This is a genomic window from Escherichia sp. MOD1-EC5495 (assembly GCF_002965965.1).
In the GTDB taxonomy this organism is placed as follows: domain Bacteria; phylum Pseudomonadota; class Gammaproteobacteria; order Enterobacterales; family Enterobacteriaceae; genus Escherichia; species Escherichia ruysiae.
Window position 1 is genome coordinate 204,330 of sequence record NZ_PTRI01000003.1, and the last position, 19,505, is coordinate 223,834.

Sequence of the window (19,505 nt, forward strand, 5' to 3'; positions counted from 1 at the left end):
AAGCGATTGTTACCAGTGCCGTGCTGGCCCGGTATCAATATGCACAAAGTTACTACGTGGGTAATATCCTACACCACCTGCACGCATAGATAACGCGGCTTTGCGAATATTGCTTAACGCGACACCTTCAATATGGAAATCCATCGCCTGGCCTTTGGTGTGATAGCTTTTCTTCGCTACCCCACGACTGTGCGCGCGTAGTTCATTGTTGGTATCAATAGAGCGATAACCGGAAATGAGTTGCACCGGTTTGCGGGTGCCTAACAGCCCTTGCAGGCGATACAACTGGTCGAATAATCCTGGGTCGATGGACTTTATTTTGTTCGCGCGGAAATCGCGGAAAAAATGGTTTAGTTTTGCCAATTCTTCCTGAATATAGCCTCTGCCATCGAAAAACTCCGCTTTAATTGACTCTCCGGTATGGAGATTGTTGAGTGTCAAAATACGCGGACGTGGGGTAGAGAGTGTCGCAAACGCAGGGGTCGGCAAGATGGCGGCACCAAGTGCAACGCCACCAAGCGCCAGCAGTTTACGGCGATTAGCGTCGAATTTGTCCATGATAATCAAGTCTACAGGTCAATGTTATCGTTTATATGCACTTCTGGCGCACAAGAGGCACCTTAACCGCCCATAAAGCTAACGTCAAGATGACTCAATCCCAGCAGTAATGGGGGCTACCGAGAATACCCCCCAATCATGCCAATTATTACGACAACTGATTTACCCGAACTACTTCATTTATCTGATTAATTGTTCCGCTTTCGATACAATTTGCGAGCTGGATCGCGCAGGCAGATCATAATTGTAAATATCTGTACGATATTGAGTACGACCGTCTGCACCGACAAACGCGGTCAGGTAGTAGAGATTAACCGGAATCGACTGACGGATATTGACGTAACGGGTATCTCCCTGCTTCAGGGCGTCGGAAATACGCTTGTCATTCCAGCCTGCATCCTGCAACAGCATATTTGCCAGATCAGATGCCTTATTCACCCGCACACACCCTGAGCTTAACGCGCGTGTATCACGCTTGAACAGATTGTGATTAGGCGTGTCATGCAAGTAGATAGCGTCTGAACTCGGCATATTAAATTTATACCGTCCTAGCGAATTTCGTGGGCCAGGAGCTTGCTGGAAGCGGAACGGTAAATTCGACGCAGTAATCGTTGACCAGTCAACCTGCCACGGATCAATCGCTTCTTTGCTGTTCCAGCCGCGCATCACCGTATAGCCATGACTTTCCAGATAACCCGGATCGTTACGCACTTTTGGCAAAATATCTTTGCGTGCCAGCGTCGGCGGTACGTTCCACGGCGGATTCACCACCACATTGTTTAAAGCACTGCTCATCATCGGTGTTTTTCGGTCAGGACGACCGACAATTACCCGCGAGTCCAGCACCTGATTACCGTTCTGGTAATAGACCAAAGAATAGGCGGGTATATTGACCATGATGCCAGTAGAAAGCTCCGCAGGCAGCAAGCGTAAACGCTGGATGTTGAGTGCCAGCACACCTGCACGCTGAGCTGGCGTTACATTTAACCAGTCCCGCGTTGCCGGGCCAATAGCGCCATCTGCCCCCAATCCTTGCCATGCCTGAAAACGTTTAACGGCTTCCACCAGCTCATTATCGTAGGCGGCGCGCACGGCTGGTGCCGGTTTACTGCGAGCCGTAGTTTGCCTGTCCATCGGCTTAGTTTCCGCTGTTCGACGGCAACGGCGGACGGACTCACGACTGCATCAGCGGGTGTTTCATCGCCAGGGAGCGCAATTTTCGGTCCGCCTTCGAGCATTCCCGTTCGCTGCAAAATCTCGCGCAGTGCTGGTACATCATTACTCCACTGGCCAGGACGCAGCGTTGCTTTACCGGTCAGTTGTGGCCACGGTTTGGTATCGCTGAGTAAGGTCAATAAAGATTCATGCATCGCGGCATATTGCGGATGCTGCGGAGCCAGTCCTGCAATAAACGTTGGCAACTGACCATTATTTAGCGCCACCTGCCATTGGTTAATGACCGAGAGCGGTGGTGTAGAGAGCACATAAGGTTTACTGCTGTACAACCAGCGCGTACCTTTGACCGGAATGTTAGCAACGAAATGGAGATAGCCCAGCATTGCATCCGACAACACTACGTCGCGTGCCAGACCGTTAACGCCAGGATCAGTCAGTAACTCTACCCATTTGTTAAACTGCGGCTGAAAACCAGCAATCGCCACTTCTGCTAGTTGCTGCTGGAAGGCTTTTACCGCATCACGGTTTTCCCACATCGGCTGCATATCACGTGCGGCATACAGCAGTTGAAGTTGGTTAAGATAAACCGGCTTATAACCTGCGGGTAATTGAGATTCGATTTGTGTGCGAGCGTTTTCCGCCGCACCCTCTGGTAGCGGCTGAAGTCCCGCCATAATTGCCGTAGCTTGCGCTTGCGGCAGTGCATCTCCCTGTTCGCTAACAGCCACCGGGCTGTCGCCAGGGATTACTTCAGGCTCATCAGCCTGCACACTGAACAGTGGAGCGAATGTTACGGCCAGACACAAACTCATTGCCGAAAGCCGACGACCACACATCATGTTAAGCAACATCCCTTGCCCCCTGTTTTTATCATACTTTGAATAGCCAGGCTGCTTTTCTCTATTTGCCTGTACAACGCCAATACTCACGAAAGTATGACGAGCAAGCCTGTTACTTATCAGGCTTACCTTCAGTATATAAACACCGATACGTTTTTACACAACCTAATGTAAAGAAGTTTAAAGAAAAGCGCGCCGTAATGCGGCATTTTTTTAGTGCAGAAACGGAGTTTTCGGAAAAAAGGCGACATCGCTGCCGCCTTAATCTTAACTTGCCTGGGAAGACGCTTCGTCAGCTCCAGGAAGCGTTTCAGGAAGCTGCGGCGCAAAGCCACGTAAACCAACCACATGTACGTGCTCGGTATTCTGGAATACCTTACGCACCAGTTTGTAGGTGGTGCCTTTCTCCGGGCTAATATTTTCTGGCGCCGCGATGATGAGCTGCATTTGCAAACGCTCACACAATTCAAACAGCGTGGCGATAGAACGAGCATCCAGTCGCGCTGCTTCATCGAGGAACAACAGGCGGCAAGGAGAAATGTCTTTACCGCGCAGGCGGCGTGATTCATCTTCCCAGCTCTGTACCACCATAACCAGAATCGACATACCTGTACCAATTGCTTCACCGGTAGATAGTGCGCCCGATTCCGCACGCAGCCAGCCATCGGAACCACGGTTAACCTCAACTTCCATCTCCAGGTAGTTGCGGTAATCCAGCAGTTCTTCACCAATGGTCTGCGGTGTGCGCTGGCCCATATCAATCTGCGGGTTAAGGCGCTGATACAGTTTCGCCAGAGCTTCCGAGAAGGTCAGACGGTTGCTGTTAAACAGATCCTGATGTTGTTCATGCTGTTCAGAAAGGACATCCAGCAGCATGGCGTGAGTTTCACGCACGTTCACGTTCAGACGCACGCTGTTCACCTGACCGAACGACACGTTCTGCAATCCCTGGTTGAGCATACGGATACGGTTCTGTTCGCGCTGAATGGTTTTGCGAATAATGTTCGCCACGCTGCGGGAACTGATCGCCAGTTTCTGTTCGCGGGAAGTTAACTCTTCAGTCAGACGGCTAAGTTCGATTTCCATCTGCTCGATAGCTTCAACCGGATCATCGGTACGAATAATATCCTGACGAATACGTTCGCGCAGATGCTGGTAAACCGCCACGAAGAACTGAATTTTACGTTCCGGACGTTTTGGATCTTCCGACATACGCAGCACGTCGCGTAGATGTTCGTTATCCGCTACCGCCAGACGCAGCGCACCTAACGCCTTATCCGACATGGAACGCAAATCATCAGCGGAGAGATAAGCCAGCTCGCGACGGTGTAAGCGGCGCTCAACGCCATTATCTTTCACCATGCGCATGACTGCACACCAGCCCGCTTTGGCGGTCACCACCTGCTCGCGCATCTCAAAGTAATCACGTTCCAGCTTGCGCAGTTTGCGGGTCAGGTTGTCCATCTCCGCTTCGCAGAAGGTAAGTGCTTTTTCCAGTTGGTTGCGACGTGAACGGTTATTGCTCAGTTGCGCATGTAATTCGTCACGGCGAATACGCGCCCGTTCTTCTGCCCCGCTATCGGCACGCACACCGATATCCTGCAATTCGCGTTGCAGATCGTTAAGCAGCTCTTTTTTGGTGTCGTAAGAACTTTTCAGCGAGGCCAGTACCTGGTTGTACTGGCTCAACTGCGCTGCGTGACCACGCAACGCTTCACGAGCGCGGGTACGTTCCGCTTCCGCCTGCTCCAGACGCTCACGCAGTTTTTCGTTGAGATCGCTGTTACCGCTGAGCATTTCTGCCGAGTCGGAGTAGCTAAAGTGCGCACGACGCTGCACCACTTCAGTCAGGGCAAATGCCTGCTGACGGGCATCTCGCTGCATTTGCTGGGAGTACGCGTAATCTTCTTTTAACTGTTCGAACTGTTCCGGGTCGCTCTGCAACACCGAAACCATCGGCTCCAGTTTTGCAAGTTGATTACCGAACTGCTGAACAAAACGCGCGGCTTCCTGTGCTTCATCCAGACGTTCGCGGATTTCATCGACGCGATCCGCCAGGCTGTCATCAGCCAACAGGTTGAGACGCGGCAGAATGCGATTTAGCGCCGTAACGCCCTCTTTCGCCTGCTCAAACTGAATACGCTGCTGCTGGTTATCATTTTCATGATTACTCAACGCACGCTCCAGCTCGACGCGACGGCTGTTGAGTTGGCGGATTTCGGCTTCCGGATCGGACTCAAACGCCACCGCCAGATGGCTGCCGATAAAACGGCTAAATGCCTGATGCAGGCGCTGGGTTTTTTGTACATCAAAGGAGAGCGTAGCAAAACGTTCAGAGAGCACTTCACGCTCGGCATGAAGACTTTCAATACGGCTTTCGCGCGCCGCACGACCAAACAGCGGAACTTCCGGGAAGCGTGAGTAACGCCACTGACGGTCGGCAACTTTCACCACCACCGCTTTTTCCAGCTCATCAACGCTGAACACGCTATCATCGAATGACTGCGGATCACCTTCGATCAGATAGAGATCTTCCGGGCAATCGGTTAAACCTTCCAGTTGTTCGGCAATCTGCGACAGATCCGGCACGACGATCGCGTGCCGAGACGGGCCATATAGCGCAGAGAAGTACGGCGCATCTTCAAGGCTAACGTCGTCATAAATTTCTGACAGCAGCACGCCGCCAAAACGTTCTGCCAGCGCATTCAGGCGCTGATCTTCAGAGCCGCCCGGCTGACTTAAACGCTCAATCTCTTCGTCAACGGCGTTTTTACGCGCGCCCACTTCGTCACGTTCAACAATCGCTTCGCGCTCACGCTCCAGCAACTGTTGCATGTATTCAGTGACGTCCTGACTGGAAGTGAACTCTTCACCGCACTGCTCGCTCAACTGATTGAGGCTGTTTTGCGCCGCCAGCCAAACCGGCGCACGCTGCATCAGACTCTGAATGCGTGATTGCAGTTGTTCCTGTTCCTGACGCAGCGCCATGCGCTCTTCACGGGCGTTAGACACGCTGTCAGAAAGAGAGGCAATGCGCGCTTCCAGTTCCTGATGCAGGGCTTCCAGTTCGTCGATATCGAAATTCTTGCCCTGACGTTTGCAGAATTCTGCCAGCAGTCTTTCGGCTTCTTGCTGCTCGCGCAGACGCTGTTCCAGTTCGCTTAAGCGCATCCGTAGCGGCTGAACCTGTTCTGCCAGGTGGCGCTGATCGACCCCTTCGCGCAGCAATTCGCGGGCGACCTCCCACGCTTCGTTACGCGCCAGCGGACCGTTGATTGCTACTACCAATTGATAAGCCTGCTCAAACTGGCTGTGCGCAGTTTGCGCCATACTCATTTTCTGCTCAAGAGAGAGCATTGTTTCGGTCGCTTCCAGCTCTTTCGCCTGGAAGGTTTCCAGCCATTCGGCGGCGCTGTCGGCGGTTAAGTCCGGCAGATGACACAATTCTTTGGCACGATTAAGCGCAGCAATCGCCTGGTTGTACTGGATCGCGCGCGTTTGCTGGACGTCCAGCGCCTGCTGGTAGTCAGCAAGCTGGCTTTTCAGCTCATCCACTTCCAGTTCAGCGGCTTCCGCACGCGCTTCGTTCTCTTCCTGGCGCTCGATGGCTTCTGCCACCACTTCGTTTTGCTCTTCCAGACGGATCTGCAGCTCATCGAGATCCGCTTCGTAACGTTCGATCTTTTCCTGCTGACGCAGTGCAGTCTGCACCAGGTTCAGGTGATCGCTGGCCGCCTGATAATCCGCTTCCAGATCGCCTTCGGCACCGTTGTGCTCTGCCAGCTCACGCGCCATATCGACGTGTTTGTACTGTTCCGCCGCCAGTTGCTGACGCGAAGTATGTAGCTCACGACGAAACTCCAGAGCTTTGTCGAGATGGACACGGCGCTCGTTGGCGTGACGCATGTAGTCCGCCGCCACATAGTTGGTGGCTTCGCTAATCAGATGCTTGAACAAGTCACGGTCAGACTGGGTGACACGAATCGCTTCCAGCGTCATGCGGTTTTCACGCAGCGCCGCTTCCATGTCCTGGAACGCTTTACGCACACCGCTGTTTTCTGGCAGCAGGTAGTCGCGCAGAGAACGGGTAATGGCGCTGGAAATACCGCCGTACAGCGAGGCTTCGATCAGACGATAGAATTTACTACGATCAGAAGCAGAACGCAGACGACGCGCGATGATGCCCAGATCGAACATCAGCGAATGGTAATCGGTGATGGAGTTGAACTGCTTAAACTGCACGCCTTCCATCGCCTCGAGCTTGTCTTTCAGCTCGTTAAGCGGCAGCACGCGCGCCTGACGTTCGTTCAGGGTTTCGGTCACCAGTTGCGTCGGCTGCATCGACATCGGCAAGCCCTGAATGGCAAACGGTTTGATATCAACTTTACGATCGCGCCCGGCAACCTGTTGTAGACGCACACCAACCACCACGCGCTGGTGGCGCGAGTTGATGGTGTCAAGCATCGAATAACAGACCCCCGCTTTTAGCTTACCGTGCAGGCCTTTATCTCGCGAACCGCTGGTAGCACCGGCTTCCGTGGTGTTACGGAAATGCAACAAGGTCAGGTCGGGGATAAGCGCCGTAACGAACGCCGCCATAGTGGTGGATTTACCCGCACCGTTACCGCCGGAAAGCGTCGTGACCAGCTCATCAAGGTCAAAGGTACGGGCAAAAAAGCCGTTCCAGTTAATCAGCGTCAGTGAGCGAAATTTACCGCGTTCAATCATTATTCTTCCTCTCCGCTATCTGGCTGATTCTCTTCAGTTTCGTCGTTGAGTTGCAGGTGGTTTTCCAGCGACATAGCTTCACCATCGCGAATCAGGCGACGCTGAGCTTCGCGCGGATCGTCGCCCGCACGGACATCCGCACCGAAACGGAACACCGATTCAGTAATGCGGAACTTGCTGCTGTCGTGCCCCATAAACCACACCATGCCTAAGCGGCGCAGACGGTTGAGCGAAGAGCGTACTTTTTCCTGCAACTTCTGGCGATCCACGTCCGAACCGGTAGAACGGTTATTTACCAGTTTCAGCAGTTTCGCTTCATCGGCCAGGGTGAGCAGTTCATCATACAGTTCCTGCTGAGTAAAAATCCCCTCGTTCGCCAGCCGTTCCGGGCTGAGATAGAGATAACAGAGGATTTTCCCGACCATCATGTCCAGTTCCGACAATACGGAGCGCGGGATAATAGTGGTAGAACGTGGGCGCAAATAGAAAAAACCTTCCGGCGCGCGAATAAGCTCCACGTTATAACGTGCGTAAAACTCTTCCAGATATTCCTGAAAATCCATCAGGAATGCATGATTATCCAGTTCGTCGAGGCCAATATGACGGCCTGAACGTAAGGCGCTATCCAGCGCCGGAAATAACGGATTCGCCAGCGCCTGCGCCAGCTTAACCGGCATCACTTGTTCAATATTTGTCGATGACATGCGCCTGTACCTTGGCTCCGTAATCATTAATCGGCTGCCATTTCGCAGGCAGTCCGGTGAAATCTGCTTGCGCTACGCCGAGGCGTACCGCCTGATCAATAACAATACGCGCAACGTCAAAGTGACGCGCACGTGGATACTGCGCCAGATATTCGCGTACCACCAGACCAAGATCCAGCGGTACTTGTCTGGTTTTGTACACGGCGAGCTGTTCTTCGATGATCGCCGCCAGTTGTTCGCGGATCTCGTTGAACTCTTCGTACTCTAAATCTGGCGGAAGCTCCCCGGTCACTTCTTCGTCGCGCAGTGCCATCTCTTCGTCACGCATATCCAGCAGACGATCGGCATTCGCGTAAGTCAGCGCCCACGGCTCATCAAAATAGGTTTGTACCGACTGACGTAACCGCTGGGCAAAGACGCGGTTTTTATCCATATCGATAGCAGTACGGATAAATTTGTGTACGTGGCGATCGTAGCCAATCCACAAGTCGATAGATTGCTGTCCCCAGCTGATAATACGATCGAGCTTACTTTGCAGATCGAACACCAGACTATCGACAAAATGCAGATCGTCATGCGTCATGGTCGCATCCTGAATGCGCAACAGGTTAGCCTGCAATTTGTCACCTGCCGCTTCCAGCGTATCCTGCAATTCACGCAGCGTACCGGAGGTTTCTGAAAGCAACAATTCGCAGCTGGAGATCGCCGCCCGCCAGTCTTTATTCAGCAACTGAGCGATGTCATCTTTCACCTGCTGCTGCTGCTCATCCATCAGGCGTTGCGTCAGATCGATGCTGTCGAAAATTTCTGCTACCGAATATTTCAGCGGCGCATAGACATTGCGGTGCCAGTGAAACTCATCACCGCCCTCTTCTGCCGCATCCGCCGCACGCTTCAGTTCGCCTGCAACGATCGACAACTGCATAGAAAGACGCAGCGTAGAAAACTCGCGCTGACGGATATAGTAGTCAGTAATGCCGATGCCGAGCGGCGTCAGACGATATATAGCGTTCCCTTCCGCCTGCTCACTGGTAAAGCGGTTCAGCAGACGTTGACGCACCATGTCGTTGATCGCGTTGTTGGCGCGCACGCCGATGGTTTCGCTGGTTTGCTCAAACGCATCACTCACATGGCGGAATGCATCCACCAGCTCGCCTTCACTCATCTCACCATCCAGACGCTCGCCATTCAGCGTGGCAACCGCCAGCAGAAAAGAGAGTCGGTCTACCGGCAGCGAGATGGAGAAGTCATTTTTTCTGGCCCAGGCAACCAGTTCGGGGACTGTCTGGGAAAATTCACTCATACTTTATCCTTGCTCTGCGGTTTGCGCGCGGTGACATGAATATAACGCCCCAGGCTGATATACGGTTCCTGGCGGCAATAACGCGTTTCTAATTCAAGTAATGCTTCGTAGCAGTCGCGCTGCTGGTGCTTTTCACGCAGATAATCATGAAACACGCGAACGCCGGTTTTACCCATAATTTGCCAGCCAGCTTCTTCCAGCCACTGATATACCTGCGCCGGGTCGCGTGGATAGTCTGGCGAAAGCGTCCGTTTTTTCTTTTTCGGCATTCCCGCCTGCACGTAATCAAAATTCCCTGCGACCATGTTATGCATCAGCAAGCCGTGCGCATTGTAGAACATTAATGACAACATGCCGCCTGGGCGCAACACTGACCACAATGTTTGCAATACGCTGCGGGGGTCAGCCACCCATTCCAGCACCGCATGGAACAATATCAGATCAACGGGCGTTTCCAAATGCGAAGCAACGTCCTGAGCGGCGCAATGTATAAATTGCATGTTGTCGCTCACACCTTTAGCTTCTGCCGCCTGCTTTGCGCGGTCGATCATCTGGGCGGAGAGATCGCATAAAATGACCTGATGCCCACGTTCGGCCATTTTGATCGCGGTCTGTCCTTCACCACCACCGGCATCCAGTACGCACAGTTTGTGCGGCTCCATATCCACCAGCACACGATCGAGATCCTGCCACAGAATAGCCTGCCGAAGCTGTCCTTTGGTGGTGCCGTAAATGTTACGGGAAAACTTTTCCGCAATGTCATCAAAATTGCGATCCTGCATTGCTTTCTCCACCGGTTGGCTAAGACGTTTTCTGATAAAGGCGCTATTTTGTCACAGCCACGGCGAGAATGAACCCGTCTGGTGTAATATCACTGCCGATCCCTCGCTATATGGTTAAAAAAGGAACCAGAAAGGATGCTTTTTACACTGAAAAAAGTGATTGGCGGTATGCTACTGCCACTTCCGCTAATGTTGTTGATTATCGGTGTGGGTCTGGTGCTACTGTGGTTTAGCCGTTTTCAAAAAACCGGAAAGATATTTATTAGCGCCGGATGGCTGGCGCTTTTGTTATTAAGTTTGCAACCAGTAGCCGACCGCCTGCTGCGTCCCATCGAAAGTACTTATCCGACATGGAATAATGCACAAAAAGTGGACTATATCGTGGTGCTCGGAGGTGGTTATACCTGGAACCCGCAGTGGGCACCAAGTTCAAATTTAATCAATAATAGTTTGCCGCGCCTGAATGAAGGTATTCGTTTATGGCGCGAGAATCCGGGATCAAAACTGATCTTCACGGGAGGCGTGGCAAAAACCAATACGGTGAGTACAGCCGAAGTGGGTGCCAGAGTAGCGCAATCGCTGGGCGTACCGCGCGAACAAATTATTACGCTGGATTTGCCAAAAGATACCGAAGAAGAAGCAGCCGCAGTGAAACAGGCAATTGGTGACGCCCCTTTCCTGCTGGTGACATCTGCGTCTCATTTGCCGCGCGCGATGATCTTTTTCCAACAGGAAGGTCTGAATCCGCTGCCAGCCCCGGCGAATCAGCTGGCAATCGACTCACCGCTTAATCCGTGGGAACGGGCAATTCCCTCTCCGGTCTGGTTGATGCATAGCGACCGAGTCGGCTATGAAACGCTTGGTCGCATCTGGCAGTGGCTGAAAGGTTCGTCAGGCGAGCCAGGGAAGGAGTGATTTTGATGCCAGATCGAAGTTGCGCCGGCTAAACCGTCCGGTATTGACCAGTTGCGCAACTTCATCCCATAACACATACAACCAACGCCGCCAGATGAACGACTCCGCCACTGGCGCGCGTTGCAGGTAACTCCAGAGTAAATCCTCTGCCAGAGTGTTATCCATCAACCGGAACAACTCATACTCACGTGGCGCCCAAAGCATGAGGCCCGGCCCTACCATCGCCAGTAATTGATCGCTACGAGAATCTTTCAACATGCTGCGCAAACAGAAATTGCCATGGATCAGCACACAATTGTCGTTAAATCCTTCAAATAATGCCGGAAGACATTCGCGGGTGCGGAACAGGATACGCTTATCCTGCATCGTTAATCCGGTGTTATGGAACTGATTGAGCGTGGTCCATAGCACTTCAACATGTTGCCGATACCATGAGGGCCAGAAATTTTCCTGAGTATTGTCGACTGCACCGACGCAACCGCGACTGTCCTGTCGGTGCCAGGCCAGCAGAGCTTCAACAATTTGCTCTTTCAGATGATCCCAACGTTCCGGTGTACGCGTGGGTGCTTCCACAGAAACACCACGCATCCGCTCCAGTAACAGGACATCGGGGCCAGGATGTTCTTCATGTGTCATCACGCCATAGATGGTTGGCATACGAATAGTCCCGCTGCGCGCCAGCATGGTGGTTTTCCATGCCAACTGGCGGGCTTGTCCTGGCGTACTAAAGCTTCTCGCCATTAACGGCATTGGGTTTCCCTGGCTGTCATACAAAGCCCACAACGCCGTATCTGCTTTTTCATTGACGCACTCAATACGACTGAGTTTTTCGCCCAGTAAATGGCTTAATTCGGCACGCAGCTGTTCCATTCAGATTACCCTCATAAAAGCTACTGCCTTCATAATGAGCGCCAATGTAAAAGATGTCACCTGAATGAGATCAATTGTTGAAAAGAAAAATGAGGAAAATCGTAACGGTACGACACTCCCCAACAATCAGGTGGAGTGTCGTGAAATTAGCTTAGAGCATTTCAGCGCGAACGCGCTCGAGATCTTCAGGGGTATCCACTCCTGTACCAGGAACTTCCTGGGCAACAGCAACGTGGATTTTTTCGCCATACCACAGTACGCGAAGCTGCTCTAGCATTTCGATGTGTTCTAACGGACTTGGCTGCCAGTTGACATAACGACGGATAAAGCCTGCACGGTAGCCATAAATACCAAGATGACGCAGGAAGTTATCACCAACGGTTTCCAGACCTTTTGCAAAACGGTCACGATCCCACGGAATGGTGGCACGCGAGAAGTAAAGCGCATAACCTTCAGCGTCAAGCACCACTTTAACTGCATTCGGATTAAAGGCTTCTTCCGCACTGTGGATAGGTACAGCAAGGGTAGCCATGCCTACTTCACGCTGGGCGAGATTATCAGCAACCTGACGAATGATTGTCGCAGGGATCATTGGCTCATCGCCCTGCACATTAACAATCACCGTGTCGTCGCTGAACGCGCATTTTTCGACAACTTCCGCCAGGCGTTCGGTGCCTGACTGATGATCGGCGCGCGTCATGCACACTTCCCCTCCAGCAGCTTCAACAGCGCGGGCAACATCTTGATGATCGGTTGCTACAATGATGCGATCGGCTCCTGACTCGCGGGCGCGTTCAAGAACATGAACGATCATCGGCTTACCGTTAATATCGACCAACGGTTTACCTGGCAGACGCGTAGAAGCGTAGCGTGCAGGAATAATCACCACAAAACTCATGATTTACTCTCATCAGCAGTCAGTACGCGGGCTTCCGTTTCCAACAGCACTGGGATGCCATCGCGCAGCGGGAAAGCCAGGTTATCCAGTTTGCAAATCAGTTCTTGTTTTTCCTGGTTATACCAAAGTTTGCCGTTGCAAACCGGACAGGCAACGATTTCGAGCAGACGATGATCCATAGTTCCTCCAGATGGATCGGGTTATGAATGCATAAATCTTATCATAATCATTTATGCCCAGGGGGCTATTTCCCAGCCTGTGCGGCAATCACTAAAGAGACCGTGTGGGCAGCGCCCTAATGTCACTCGCGTTGCCTGCTGCCAACCAGCAAAATCTGTAATCGCCTGGCGCAATCCTTTTTGAAGAAAAGCAGTCAGTTTGATGCCATCCTGTAACCAAAGGGAGATAACTTCAAGGACGCCCGTCTGGCGATGCATTTTTGCATCCATTCGCCCGACTAATTGTCCACGATGCAGTAACGGCAGAACGAAATAGCCATACTGACGTTTCGGTGCCGGCGTGTAGCATTCCAGCCGGTAGCTAAAATCAAAAAGCTGCTCTGCACGTTTACGATCCCAGACGACAGGGTCAAAGGGTGACAGTACAGTGCAATGCGTCGCGGTGAGTTTTCCCGCGAGAGCAGTTTCGAGAAGAGGCAACAAATCAGTATGCAGCCAGAGTTGTCCTAACCTCTCCACATTTACGGGGATAATTTTCCGCTGTTCAGCACGCACATCACGCCAGGCAGCCAGCGCCGGGCGTTTAAGGCGATAGTAATCTGTCAGCCACTGTTCGCGAAATATTCCCAGGCTACGCGCGCTGTTATCCAGCATCGTGATTTCTGCTTCTGTTTGCGAAACGAGGTCACACTTATCATCCCAGTGCGGCATGACGCGATGGGTTAAATCATATATGCGCTGGAAATTACGCCTTTCAATCACCATAACCTTTCCAGCAGTAAACAGCCCTTCCAGATGGCGTTTATGCGGCTTCCACTCCCACCAACCGCTTGCCCCTTTGCGGGGATGAGCAAAATCGGCTGAACGTACGGGTCCGTTATCCTGAATGTACTGAAGTAACTGTTCAATTTCTTCCGCATGTTCCCGCATCCAGGCGTCTTGATATTTCCAGCCCATTTTTTCTGGCGCCAGCATCCGGTGGCGAATGAGATGAAAATCACTACGCGGCATAAAGCAGGCTTCATGCGCCCAGTATTCCATTAATTCGCCATGCGCCAGCGACTCGTCCAGCCACTGCGGAGGATAATTACCCAGACGACTAAAAAGCACCAAATAAGGGCTGCGGGCAACGATATTGATAGTGTCGATTTGCAGCAAGGACATGCGGGAAATAGCTGCCAGAATATCTTGCGGCAACGCGCGACGACGAGATTTTTTTAACAGGCCTTGCGCAGCGAGATGAAGATTACGCGCATCAGCAAGAGAGATATACGGCAGCGTCATTCATGGCTCCATCAATTGAACGCTGCTGCTGCGAATTAGTTGCCAGAAGCCAGCGAGGAAAGTTGCGCGAGCAGTTTCTCTGGCTCAGCGCCCGAAAACTGTGCGTCAACGGGCAAATACCACCAATTTTCTTCTGCAAAGCCCCGGCATTTCACCGCATCTTTTTCAGTCATAACCAGTGTTTGCCCGGCACTTAACAATGCGCTGACATCCACATGATTCAAAGACTGATGATCGGACAACGGCACACATTTTTCCGGTTGCACACCACACATATTCAGCGTGGCAAAAAAGCGCGGCGGATGACCAATCCCCGCCATTGCCACCACATGTTCAAGCTGTGCAATGTCACAACGAGCACCGGTACGCAAATTCACTGCCTGACCCGGTATTAAATTCATCGGAATTTCACCATCACGCGGTACGCCGCCATTGACGATTACCGCATCAACCGATTTTAAACGCCCGGCTCGCTCACGCATTGGCCCCGCAGGCAGCCACCAGCCATTGCCAAAGCGACGCACACCATCAATGACGACAATTTCCACATCTCGTGCCAGACAATAATGTTGTAGACCGTCGTCGGTTACGATGAGCTGCACATCAGGATGTTGCGCAAGAATGGCTTTTACCGCATCAGAACGGACGGGAGAAACTGCAACAGGCGCGCCAGTACGCTGATAAATCAGCACAGGTTCATCACCCGCCTGTGCTGTGGTAGTCTCTGCCGACAATAACATCGGATACGACTCGGCCTTACCGCCATAGCCCCGGGATACAACACCAACACGAACACCGCGTTTTTGCAGTTGTTCTACCAGCCAGACAACGACCGGTGTTTTCCCGTTACCACCTGCGGTGAGATTACCGACCACCACAACAGGCACTGGGGCACGCCATGCGCGCTTCAGTTTTAGTTTATAGCAAAGACGGATAGCGCCACTCACCAGACCATACAACCAGGAGAGTGGCAGCAACAGCCGCCACAAAGGAGATTCACCAGACCAGATTTTTTCGATCATTGACCAAATTGCATTTTGTGAAGTTGCGCGTAGACACCACGGTGCTCAAGCAAATCGTTATGCGTGCCGCGTTCCACAATGACACCATCCTCAACGACCACAATTTCGTCTGCCTTTTCAATGGTAGACAAACGGTGAGCAATCACCAGTGAGGTACGGTTTTTCTGTAGCTCGTCAAGCGCCGCCTGAATCGCACGTTCGGATTCTGTATCCAGCGCCGAAGTGGCTTCATCAAGGATCAGAATAGGACTGTCACGCAACAAAGCTCGAGCGATAGCGATACGCTGGCGCTGACCGCCAGAGAGCAACACGCCGTTTTCACCAATCACCGTATCAAGACCGTTATCCATCTTATTGATAAAGTCCATGGCATAAGCCATACGCGCCGCTTCTTCAATTTGCTCACGGCTGTACTGGTCTGTACGTGCGTAAGCAATATTGTTGGCAACCGTATCGTTAAACAAATGGACATTCTGCGATACCAGTGCAACCTGGTTACGTAACGACGCCAGGGTATACTCGCGCAGATCGTGACCATCCATCAGGATCTCGCCTTCATCAATATCGTAAAAACGCGTGATCAGGCTGGCGATAGTTGATTTACCCGAACCCGAACGCCCTACCAGAGCCACTGTTTTCCCTGCTGGGATCTTCAGGTTGATATTACGCAGCGCAGGGACTTCACGCCCCGGATAGGTAAAGGTGACATTGCGAAATTCGACGTCGCCAGTAGCACGCTCAATCTCGCGTTTACCTTCGTCTTTCTCCTGTTCACTATCCAGAATTGTAAACAGCGTCTGACAGGCCGCCATACCACGCTGGAATTGGGCGTTAACGTTGGTCAGCGATTTCAGCGGACGCATCAGTGCAATCATCGAAGAGAAGACAACGGTGATCGTACCGGCTGTCAGGCTATCCATTACACTTGGGAAGCTCGCGGCGTAGAGAACAAATGCCAGCGCCAGAGAGGCAATCAGCTGAATGATCGGGTCAGAGATGGAAGAGGCAGATACCATCTTCATTCCCTGCAAACGCATCTTGTTGCTGACCTTATCAAAACGCTTCGTTTCTACTTCCTGGCCACCAAAAATCAATACTTCTTTATGGCCTTTCAGCATCTGTTCAGCACTGGTGGTCACCTGCCCCATGGTGTTCTGCATGTTTTTGCTGATGCTGCGAAAACGCTTCGATACGATACGAATCGCAATCGAGACGATCGGCGCCAGCACAATCAAAATGATCGACAACTGCCAGCTGTAATAGAACATCATGGCGAACAGACCGATAATGGAAGCACCTTCACGCACCACCGTAATCAGCGCGCCGGAAGACGACGAAGCAACCTGTTCAGAATCGTAAGTAATACGTGAAAGCAGTGTCCCGGTTGACTGTTTGTCAAAAAATGACACCGGCATTCCCATCATGTGGCCGAACAGACGGCGACGCATGGTCATTACCACTTTTCCTGATACCCAGGAAATGCAGTAACTGGAAATATAACTGGTGATACCACGTAAAATCATCAGCCCAATAACCACCAGCGGCATCCACATCAGCACGGAGCGATCGGTTTTACCAAAGCCATCATCGAGAAGTGGCTTAAGGAGCGATAACATGAAGGTATCGCTGGCTGCGTTGAGAATTAACGCTATGCCCGCCACGATCAGACCCGCTTTAAAAGGCGCAATGGTTGGCCACAGTCGGCGGAATGTCTGCCACGTAGAGAGATCTTTGTCGTTATGCATTCAAAAAACCAGCATTTGTTGAAATAGCCGCATATTCTACCCGTTATCCACTGGCACGCCAAACCACTGATGATACCAACGAGGTAAAATTTGCTCCCTTAGGCTGCGTACCTGCCAGCCTTGCGCTGAAAAATCGACGGTTATTTGCCCCTGATGCGAGGTATCAACCCATTGATATCCCTGAATTTCATAGCGTCTTTTAACTTTGCTGGAGGGTAGTCGCCATGCGTTATAGCGCGATGCCGATGCCAGTGCCACTTTTCCATTCACACGCTGAATTAATGGCAATGATGATGAGGTATTACTGCCATGATGGGGCACCTGAAGTAATGTTGCCTGCACGTGTTGCCAGTAACGACTTAGCATTTTTTGTTCAGCGAGTGCTTCAATATCACCGGTTAAAAGAATGCTATACGTTCCGTCGTCAACCTTAACCACACAGGAATGGTTATTTCCTTTATCGTTGCTACCTTGTAAAGGCCAGTGTGCGCTAAAACGTAATCCTTGCCACTGCCACGCTTCACCGCGCACACAGGGCTGATGATGTTCCCAGTTTAAAGGGCTTCTGACCCATAACGTCGGCCAGACACGTAATATCGAGTCCAGCCCTCCCCGATGATCCAGATGTTCATGACTCAGAATGACGCCTTCCGGTTCAAGGTTATGCCAGCGTAGCCAGGGGACAATCAGTTGTTGCCCGCTGTCACCTTCTGGCCAGGCGAGGCCCGTATCATAGAGAATCGCTTTGCCGTTTCGCGCAATCACCATTGCCAGCCCTTGCCCGACATCAAGCATATACACCTGCCACTCGTCAGACCGTGTTTTTTGCCACAGTGGACAACACATCATAATGCCTCCAGCCACGCACAGCGCAGGCAACGTTCGCCATGCGTTTAGTCGCCATCCTACCAGTAATAACCAGGGAGAAAATGATAGCCATTGCCAACGTTCAGCAACGTTGACCCATCCTTCTGGCAAGCTCTTTAACAACCAGAAAAGTAAAGCCAAAGATCTGTCGGCCAGAAACCATAATCCTTGTTCCACGATTAATGGTCCGCTTAAATGCACTATCATCGCGGCGAGAATCAACGGAACCGTGATAAATGTCACTAAGGGAATAGCGAACAAATTTGCTATAAACGAGGTCAGACTAATGCCATGAAATATGACGATTTGCACGGGCATAAGCAGGAGTGTGATTCCCAGTTGCAAATGAATGAGGGAAACAACTGCACGCAATACCGGCGGCAGTTGCCACTCAGGACAGGGAAACCACTGATACCAAAAAATCAGTGCTGCCACCGCTGCAGCAGAGAGCCATAAACTTTGCGAGAGAATGGCAACAGGATCCATCAGCAAAATTGCCGCCAGACAACATATCCATACATCCCAGCCACTCCATTGTCGCCCACTTAACTTAAGCATTCCCCACGTTGCAAGCGCCACGATGGTACGCAGTGCCGGAGGTTGCATACCAGTCAACCAGGCATAAAAAGCGGCACAGAAAATTCCGCCAATTAATGGCATCTGCCAGTGGATCCAATGACCAGGGAGGAAAATTTGCCCACCGCGAATGAGCCCGGCTGCCAGCAACGCCGCAAAAGCGATGTGCAATCCCGATATCGCCATTAAATGCGCTGTACCAGTATTGCGCATAATATCTTTGATTTCTTTGGGCACAGATAACCGTTCACCCATACCTAAGCCAAGAATCACCGCTTTCCACAGATAAGGTTGCAGGGTCGTTTGCAAAGAGGCCAGATATTGCGCCCGCAGACTACACCCCGGTTCAATGATTCTTGCCTGAAGAAAACGCCCGGTTAGAGGCTGGTGCTGGGCAATAGCATAACGCTGGCTGTCAAAGCCACCATCATTAAGCTGACCGTGAACCGCACGAACTCTGAGTTTCATTGACCATTGTTGTCCGGCACAAACCACTTGTGGCAGATACTCGCCATACAGCACAATGCCTGGCGCAGGGAAAAGACGTCGACCTTGTAGATGGGTAATTTGAGCGTAATGAGTGGTTATGCCGTCAGTAGCAGTAATCTCGACAATTGCATCCTGCGTCGCGCCAGTTAAGTTTTCTCCTGCCCACAAAATTTGCTTTGCCGCCAATATGCCCCAAAGGAAAAACAGCAATGTCAGCGTGAAATAACGAACGGCTTTAACAGGAATAAATGCCAGTACGCAGGCGAAGACGGTCAGACTCGCAAGGGTTAATGTCCCAGGCAATTGTGGCAAAATCAGCAGCGGAAAAATTCCGCAAATAATGCATACGCCAACTGTCGTTATTTTCATGCACCCCTCCCTGTTTTCGGAAAGTGTGCAACTTTGTTGAACGGTTGTCTGGCGGGAGTTTTGCGTTCCCCGAGACGGGTTCAGAAGAATTTAACGGGAATGTGAAAACTACACAAAACGCTGCGAGGCAGCTTCCAGTTCCAGATTACAGAAATGAAAAAAGCACCCGACAGGTGCTTTTCTCGCGTTCAAGTTTGAGTG

General features: G+C 51.7%; 13 protein-coding genes and 1 pseudogene. 1 reads left to right on the forward strand and 13 read right to left on the reverse strand.

Features of this window, described 5'->3' with window-relative positions:
• Nucleotides 1-9 precede the first annotated feature (9 nt).
• From mepK to cmoM, 6 genes and pseudogenes are all read right to left on the reverse strand, one after another.
• On the reverse strand, nt 10-558 hold the full coding sequence (gene mepK, locus BEG40_RS04235; RefSeq protein WP_001516120.1) for a peptidoglycan L,D-endopeptidase MepK: 549 nt from the start codon (nt 556-558) through the stop codon (nt 10-12).
• Nucleotides 559-738: 180 nt separating this feature from the next.
• Nucleotides 739-2,585: pseudogene (gene ldtD / locus BEG40_RS04245) on the reverse strand (L,D-transpeptidase).
• A 255-nt stretch (nt 2,586-2,840) separates the two neighbouring features.
• Entirely contained in the window at nt 2,841-7,301 is a 4,461-nt protein-coding gene (gene mukB, locus BEG40_RS04250) for a chromosome partition protein MukB (protein WP_105284938.1), read from the reverse strand.
• Nucleotides 7,301-8,005 carry a chromosome partition protein MukE gene (gene mukE, locus BEG40_RS04255; protein WP_010344468.1) on the reverse strand — a complete coding sequence of 235 codons (705 nt, stop codon included), beginning with the start codon at nt 8,003-8,005 and terminating at the stop codon, nt 7,301-7,303. The genes mukB and mukE overlap by 1 nt, the downstream gene beginning before the upstream one ends.
• Nucleotides 7,986-9,308 carry a chromosome partition protein MukF gene (gene mukF / locus BEG40_RS04260; RefSeq protein WP_001288859.1) on the reverse strand — a complete coding sequence of 441 codons (1,323 nt, stop codon included), beginning with the start codon at nt 9,306-9,308 and terminating at the stop codon, nt 7,986-7,988. Before mukF ends, mukE begins: the two co-directional genes overlap by 20 nt.
• On the reverse strand, nt 9,305-10,090 hold the full coding sequence (cmoM, locus tag BEG40_RS04265; RefSeq protein ID WP_105284939.1) for a tRNA uridine 5-oxyacetic acid(34) methyltransferase CmoM: 786 nt from the start codon (nt 10,088-10,090) through the stop codon (nt 9,305-9,307). Before cmoM ends, mukF begins: the two co-directional genes overlap by 4 nt.
• Nucleotides 10,091-10,225: 135 nt before the next feature.
• Between cmoM and elyC the strand changes: the two genes are divergently transcribed.
• Nucleotides 10,226-11,005: an envelope biogenesis factor ElyC gene (elyC, locus tag BEG40_RS04270; RefSeq protein ID WP_000899558.1), complete on the forward strand. Its 780-nt coding sequence runs from the start codon at nt 10,226-10,228 to the stop codon at nt 11,003-11,005.
• Here elyC and BEG40_RS04275 read toward each other — a convergent pair.
• From BEG40_RS04275 to BEG40_RS04305, 7 genes are all read right to left on the reverse strand, one after another.
• Nucleotides 10,982-11,875 carry a YcbJ family phosphotransferase gene (locus tag BEG40_RS04275; protein ID WP_105284940.1) on the reverse strand — a complete coding sequence of 298 codons (894 nt, stop codon included), beginning with the start codon at nt 11,873-11,875 and terminating at the stop codon, nt 10,982-10,984. The genes elyC and BEG40_RS04275 overlap by 24 nt on opposite strands.
• A 151-nt stretch (nt 11,876-12,026) precedes the next feature.
• A complete protein-coding gene (gene kdsB / locus BEG40_RS04280) occupies nt 12,027-12,773 on the reverse strand; it encodes a 3-deoxy-manno-octulosonate cytidylyltransferase (RefSeq protein ID WP_000011597.1) in 747 nt (248 codons plus the stop codon).
• On the reverse strand, nt 12,770-12,952 hold the full coding sequence (gene ycaR / locus BEG40_RS04285; RefSeq protein ID WP_000350069.1) for a protein YcaR: 183 nt from the start codon (nt 12,950-12,952) through the stop codon (nt 12,770-12,772). Before ycaR ends, kdsB begins: the two co-directional genes overlap by 4 nt.
• 51 nt (nt 12,953-13,003) lie before the next feature.
• On the reverse strand, nt 13,004-14,236 hold the full coding sequence (gene ycaQ / locus BEG40_RS04290) for a crosslink repair DNA glycosylase YcaQ (RefSeq protein ID WP_016157996.1): 1,233 nt from the start codon (nt 14,234-14,236) through the stop codon (nt 13,004-13,006).
• Nucleotides 14,237-14,271: 35 nt separating this feature from the next.
• Nucleotides 14,272-15,258, reverse strand: coding sequence for a tetraacyldisaccharide 4'-kinase (gene lpxK / locus BEG40_RS04295; protein ID WP_105284941.1), 987 nt, complete (start codon nt 15,256-15,258; stop codon nt 14,272-14,274).
• Nucleotides 15,255-17,003 (reverse strand): lipid A ABC transporter ATP-binding protein/permease MsbA, encoded by a 1,749-nt coding sequence (gene msbA, locus BEG40_RS04300; RefSeq protein WP_000551252.1) that lies wholly within the window; start codon nt 17,001-17,003, stop codon nt 15,255-15,257. Before msbA ends, lpxK begins: the two co-directional genes overlap by 4 nt.
• A 36-nt stretch (nt 17,004-17,039) precedes the next feature.
• Nucleotides 17,040-19,304, reverse strand: a complete 2,265-nt coding sequence (locus BEG40_RS04305; RefSeq protein WP_000705720.1) for a ComEC family protein — start codon at nt 19,302-19,304, stop codon at nt 17,040-17,042.
• Nucleotides 19,305-19,505 lie beyond the last annotated feature (201 nt).

What these genes read in the sequence shown, in the direction of transcription:
- mepK (WP_001516120.1), bottom strand. Translation starts at nt 558, where the DNA reads ATGGACAAATTCGACGCTAATCGCCGTAAACTGCTGGCGCTTGGTGGC.
- mukB (WP_105284938.1), bottom strand. Translation starts at nt 7,301, where the DNA reads ATGATTGAACGCGGTAAATTTCGCTCACTGACGCTGATTAACTGGAAC.
- mukE (WP_010344468.1), bottom strand. Translation starts at nt 8,005, where the DNA reads ATGTCATCGACAAATATTGAACAAGTGATGCCGGTTAAGCTGGCGCAG.
- mukF (WP_001288859.1), bottom strand. Translation starts at nt 9,308, where the DNA reads ATGAGTGAATTTTCCCAGACAGTCCCCGAACTGGTTGCCTGGGCCAGA.
- cmoM (WP_105284939.1), bottom strand. Translation starts at nt 10,090, where the DNA reads ATGCAGGATCGCAATTTTGATGACATTGCGGAAAAGTTTTCCCGTAAC.
- elyC (WP_000899558.1), top strand. Translation starts at nt 10,226, where the DNA reads ATGCTTTTTACACTGAAAAAAGTGATTGGCGGTATGCTACTGCCACTT.
- BEG40_RS04275 (WP_105284940.1), bottom strand. Translation starts at nt 11,875, where the DNA reads ATGGAACAGCTGCGTGCCGAATTAAGCCATTTACTGGGCGAAAAACTC.
- kdsB (WP_000011597.1), bottom strand. Translation starts at nt 12,773, where the DNA reads ATGAGTTTTGTGGTGATTATTCCTGCACGCTACGCTTCTACGCGTCTG.
- ycaR (WP_000350069.1), bottom strand. Translation starts at nt 12,952, where the DNA reads ATGGATCATCGTCTGCTCGAAATCGTTGCCTGTCCGGTTTGCAACGGC.
- ycaQ (WP_016157996.1), bottom strand. Translation starts at nt 14,236, where the DNA reads ATGACGCTGCCGTATATCTCTCTTGCTGATGCGCGTAATCTTCATCTC.
- lpxK (WP_105284941.1), bottom strand. Translation starts at nt 15,258, where the DNA reads ATGATCGAAAAAATCTGGTCTGGTGAATCTCCTTTGTGGCGGCTGTTG.
- msbA (WP_000551252.1), bottom strand. Translation starts at nt 17,003, where the DNA reads ATGCATAACGACAAAGATCTCTCTACGTGGCAGACATTCCGCCGACTG.
- BEG40_RS04305 (WP_000705720.1), bottom strand. Translation starts at nt 19,304, where the DNA reads ATGAAAATAACGACAGTTGGCGTATGCATTATTTGCGGAATTTTTCCG.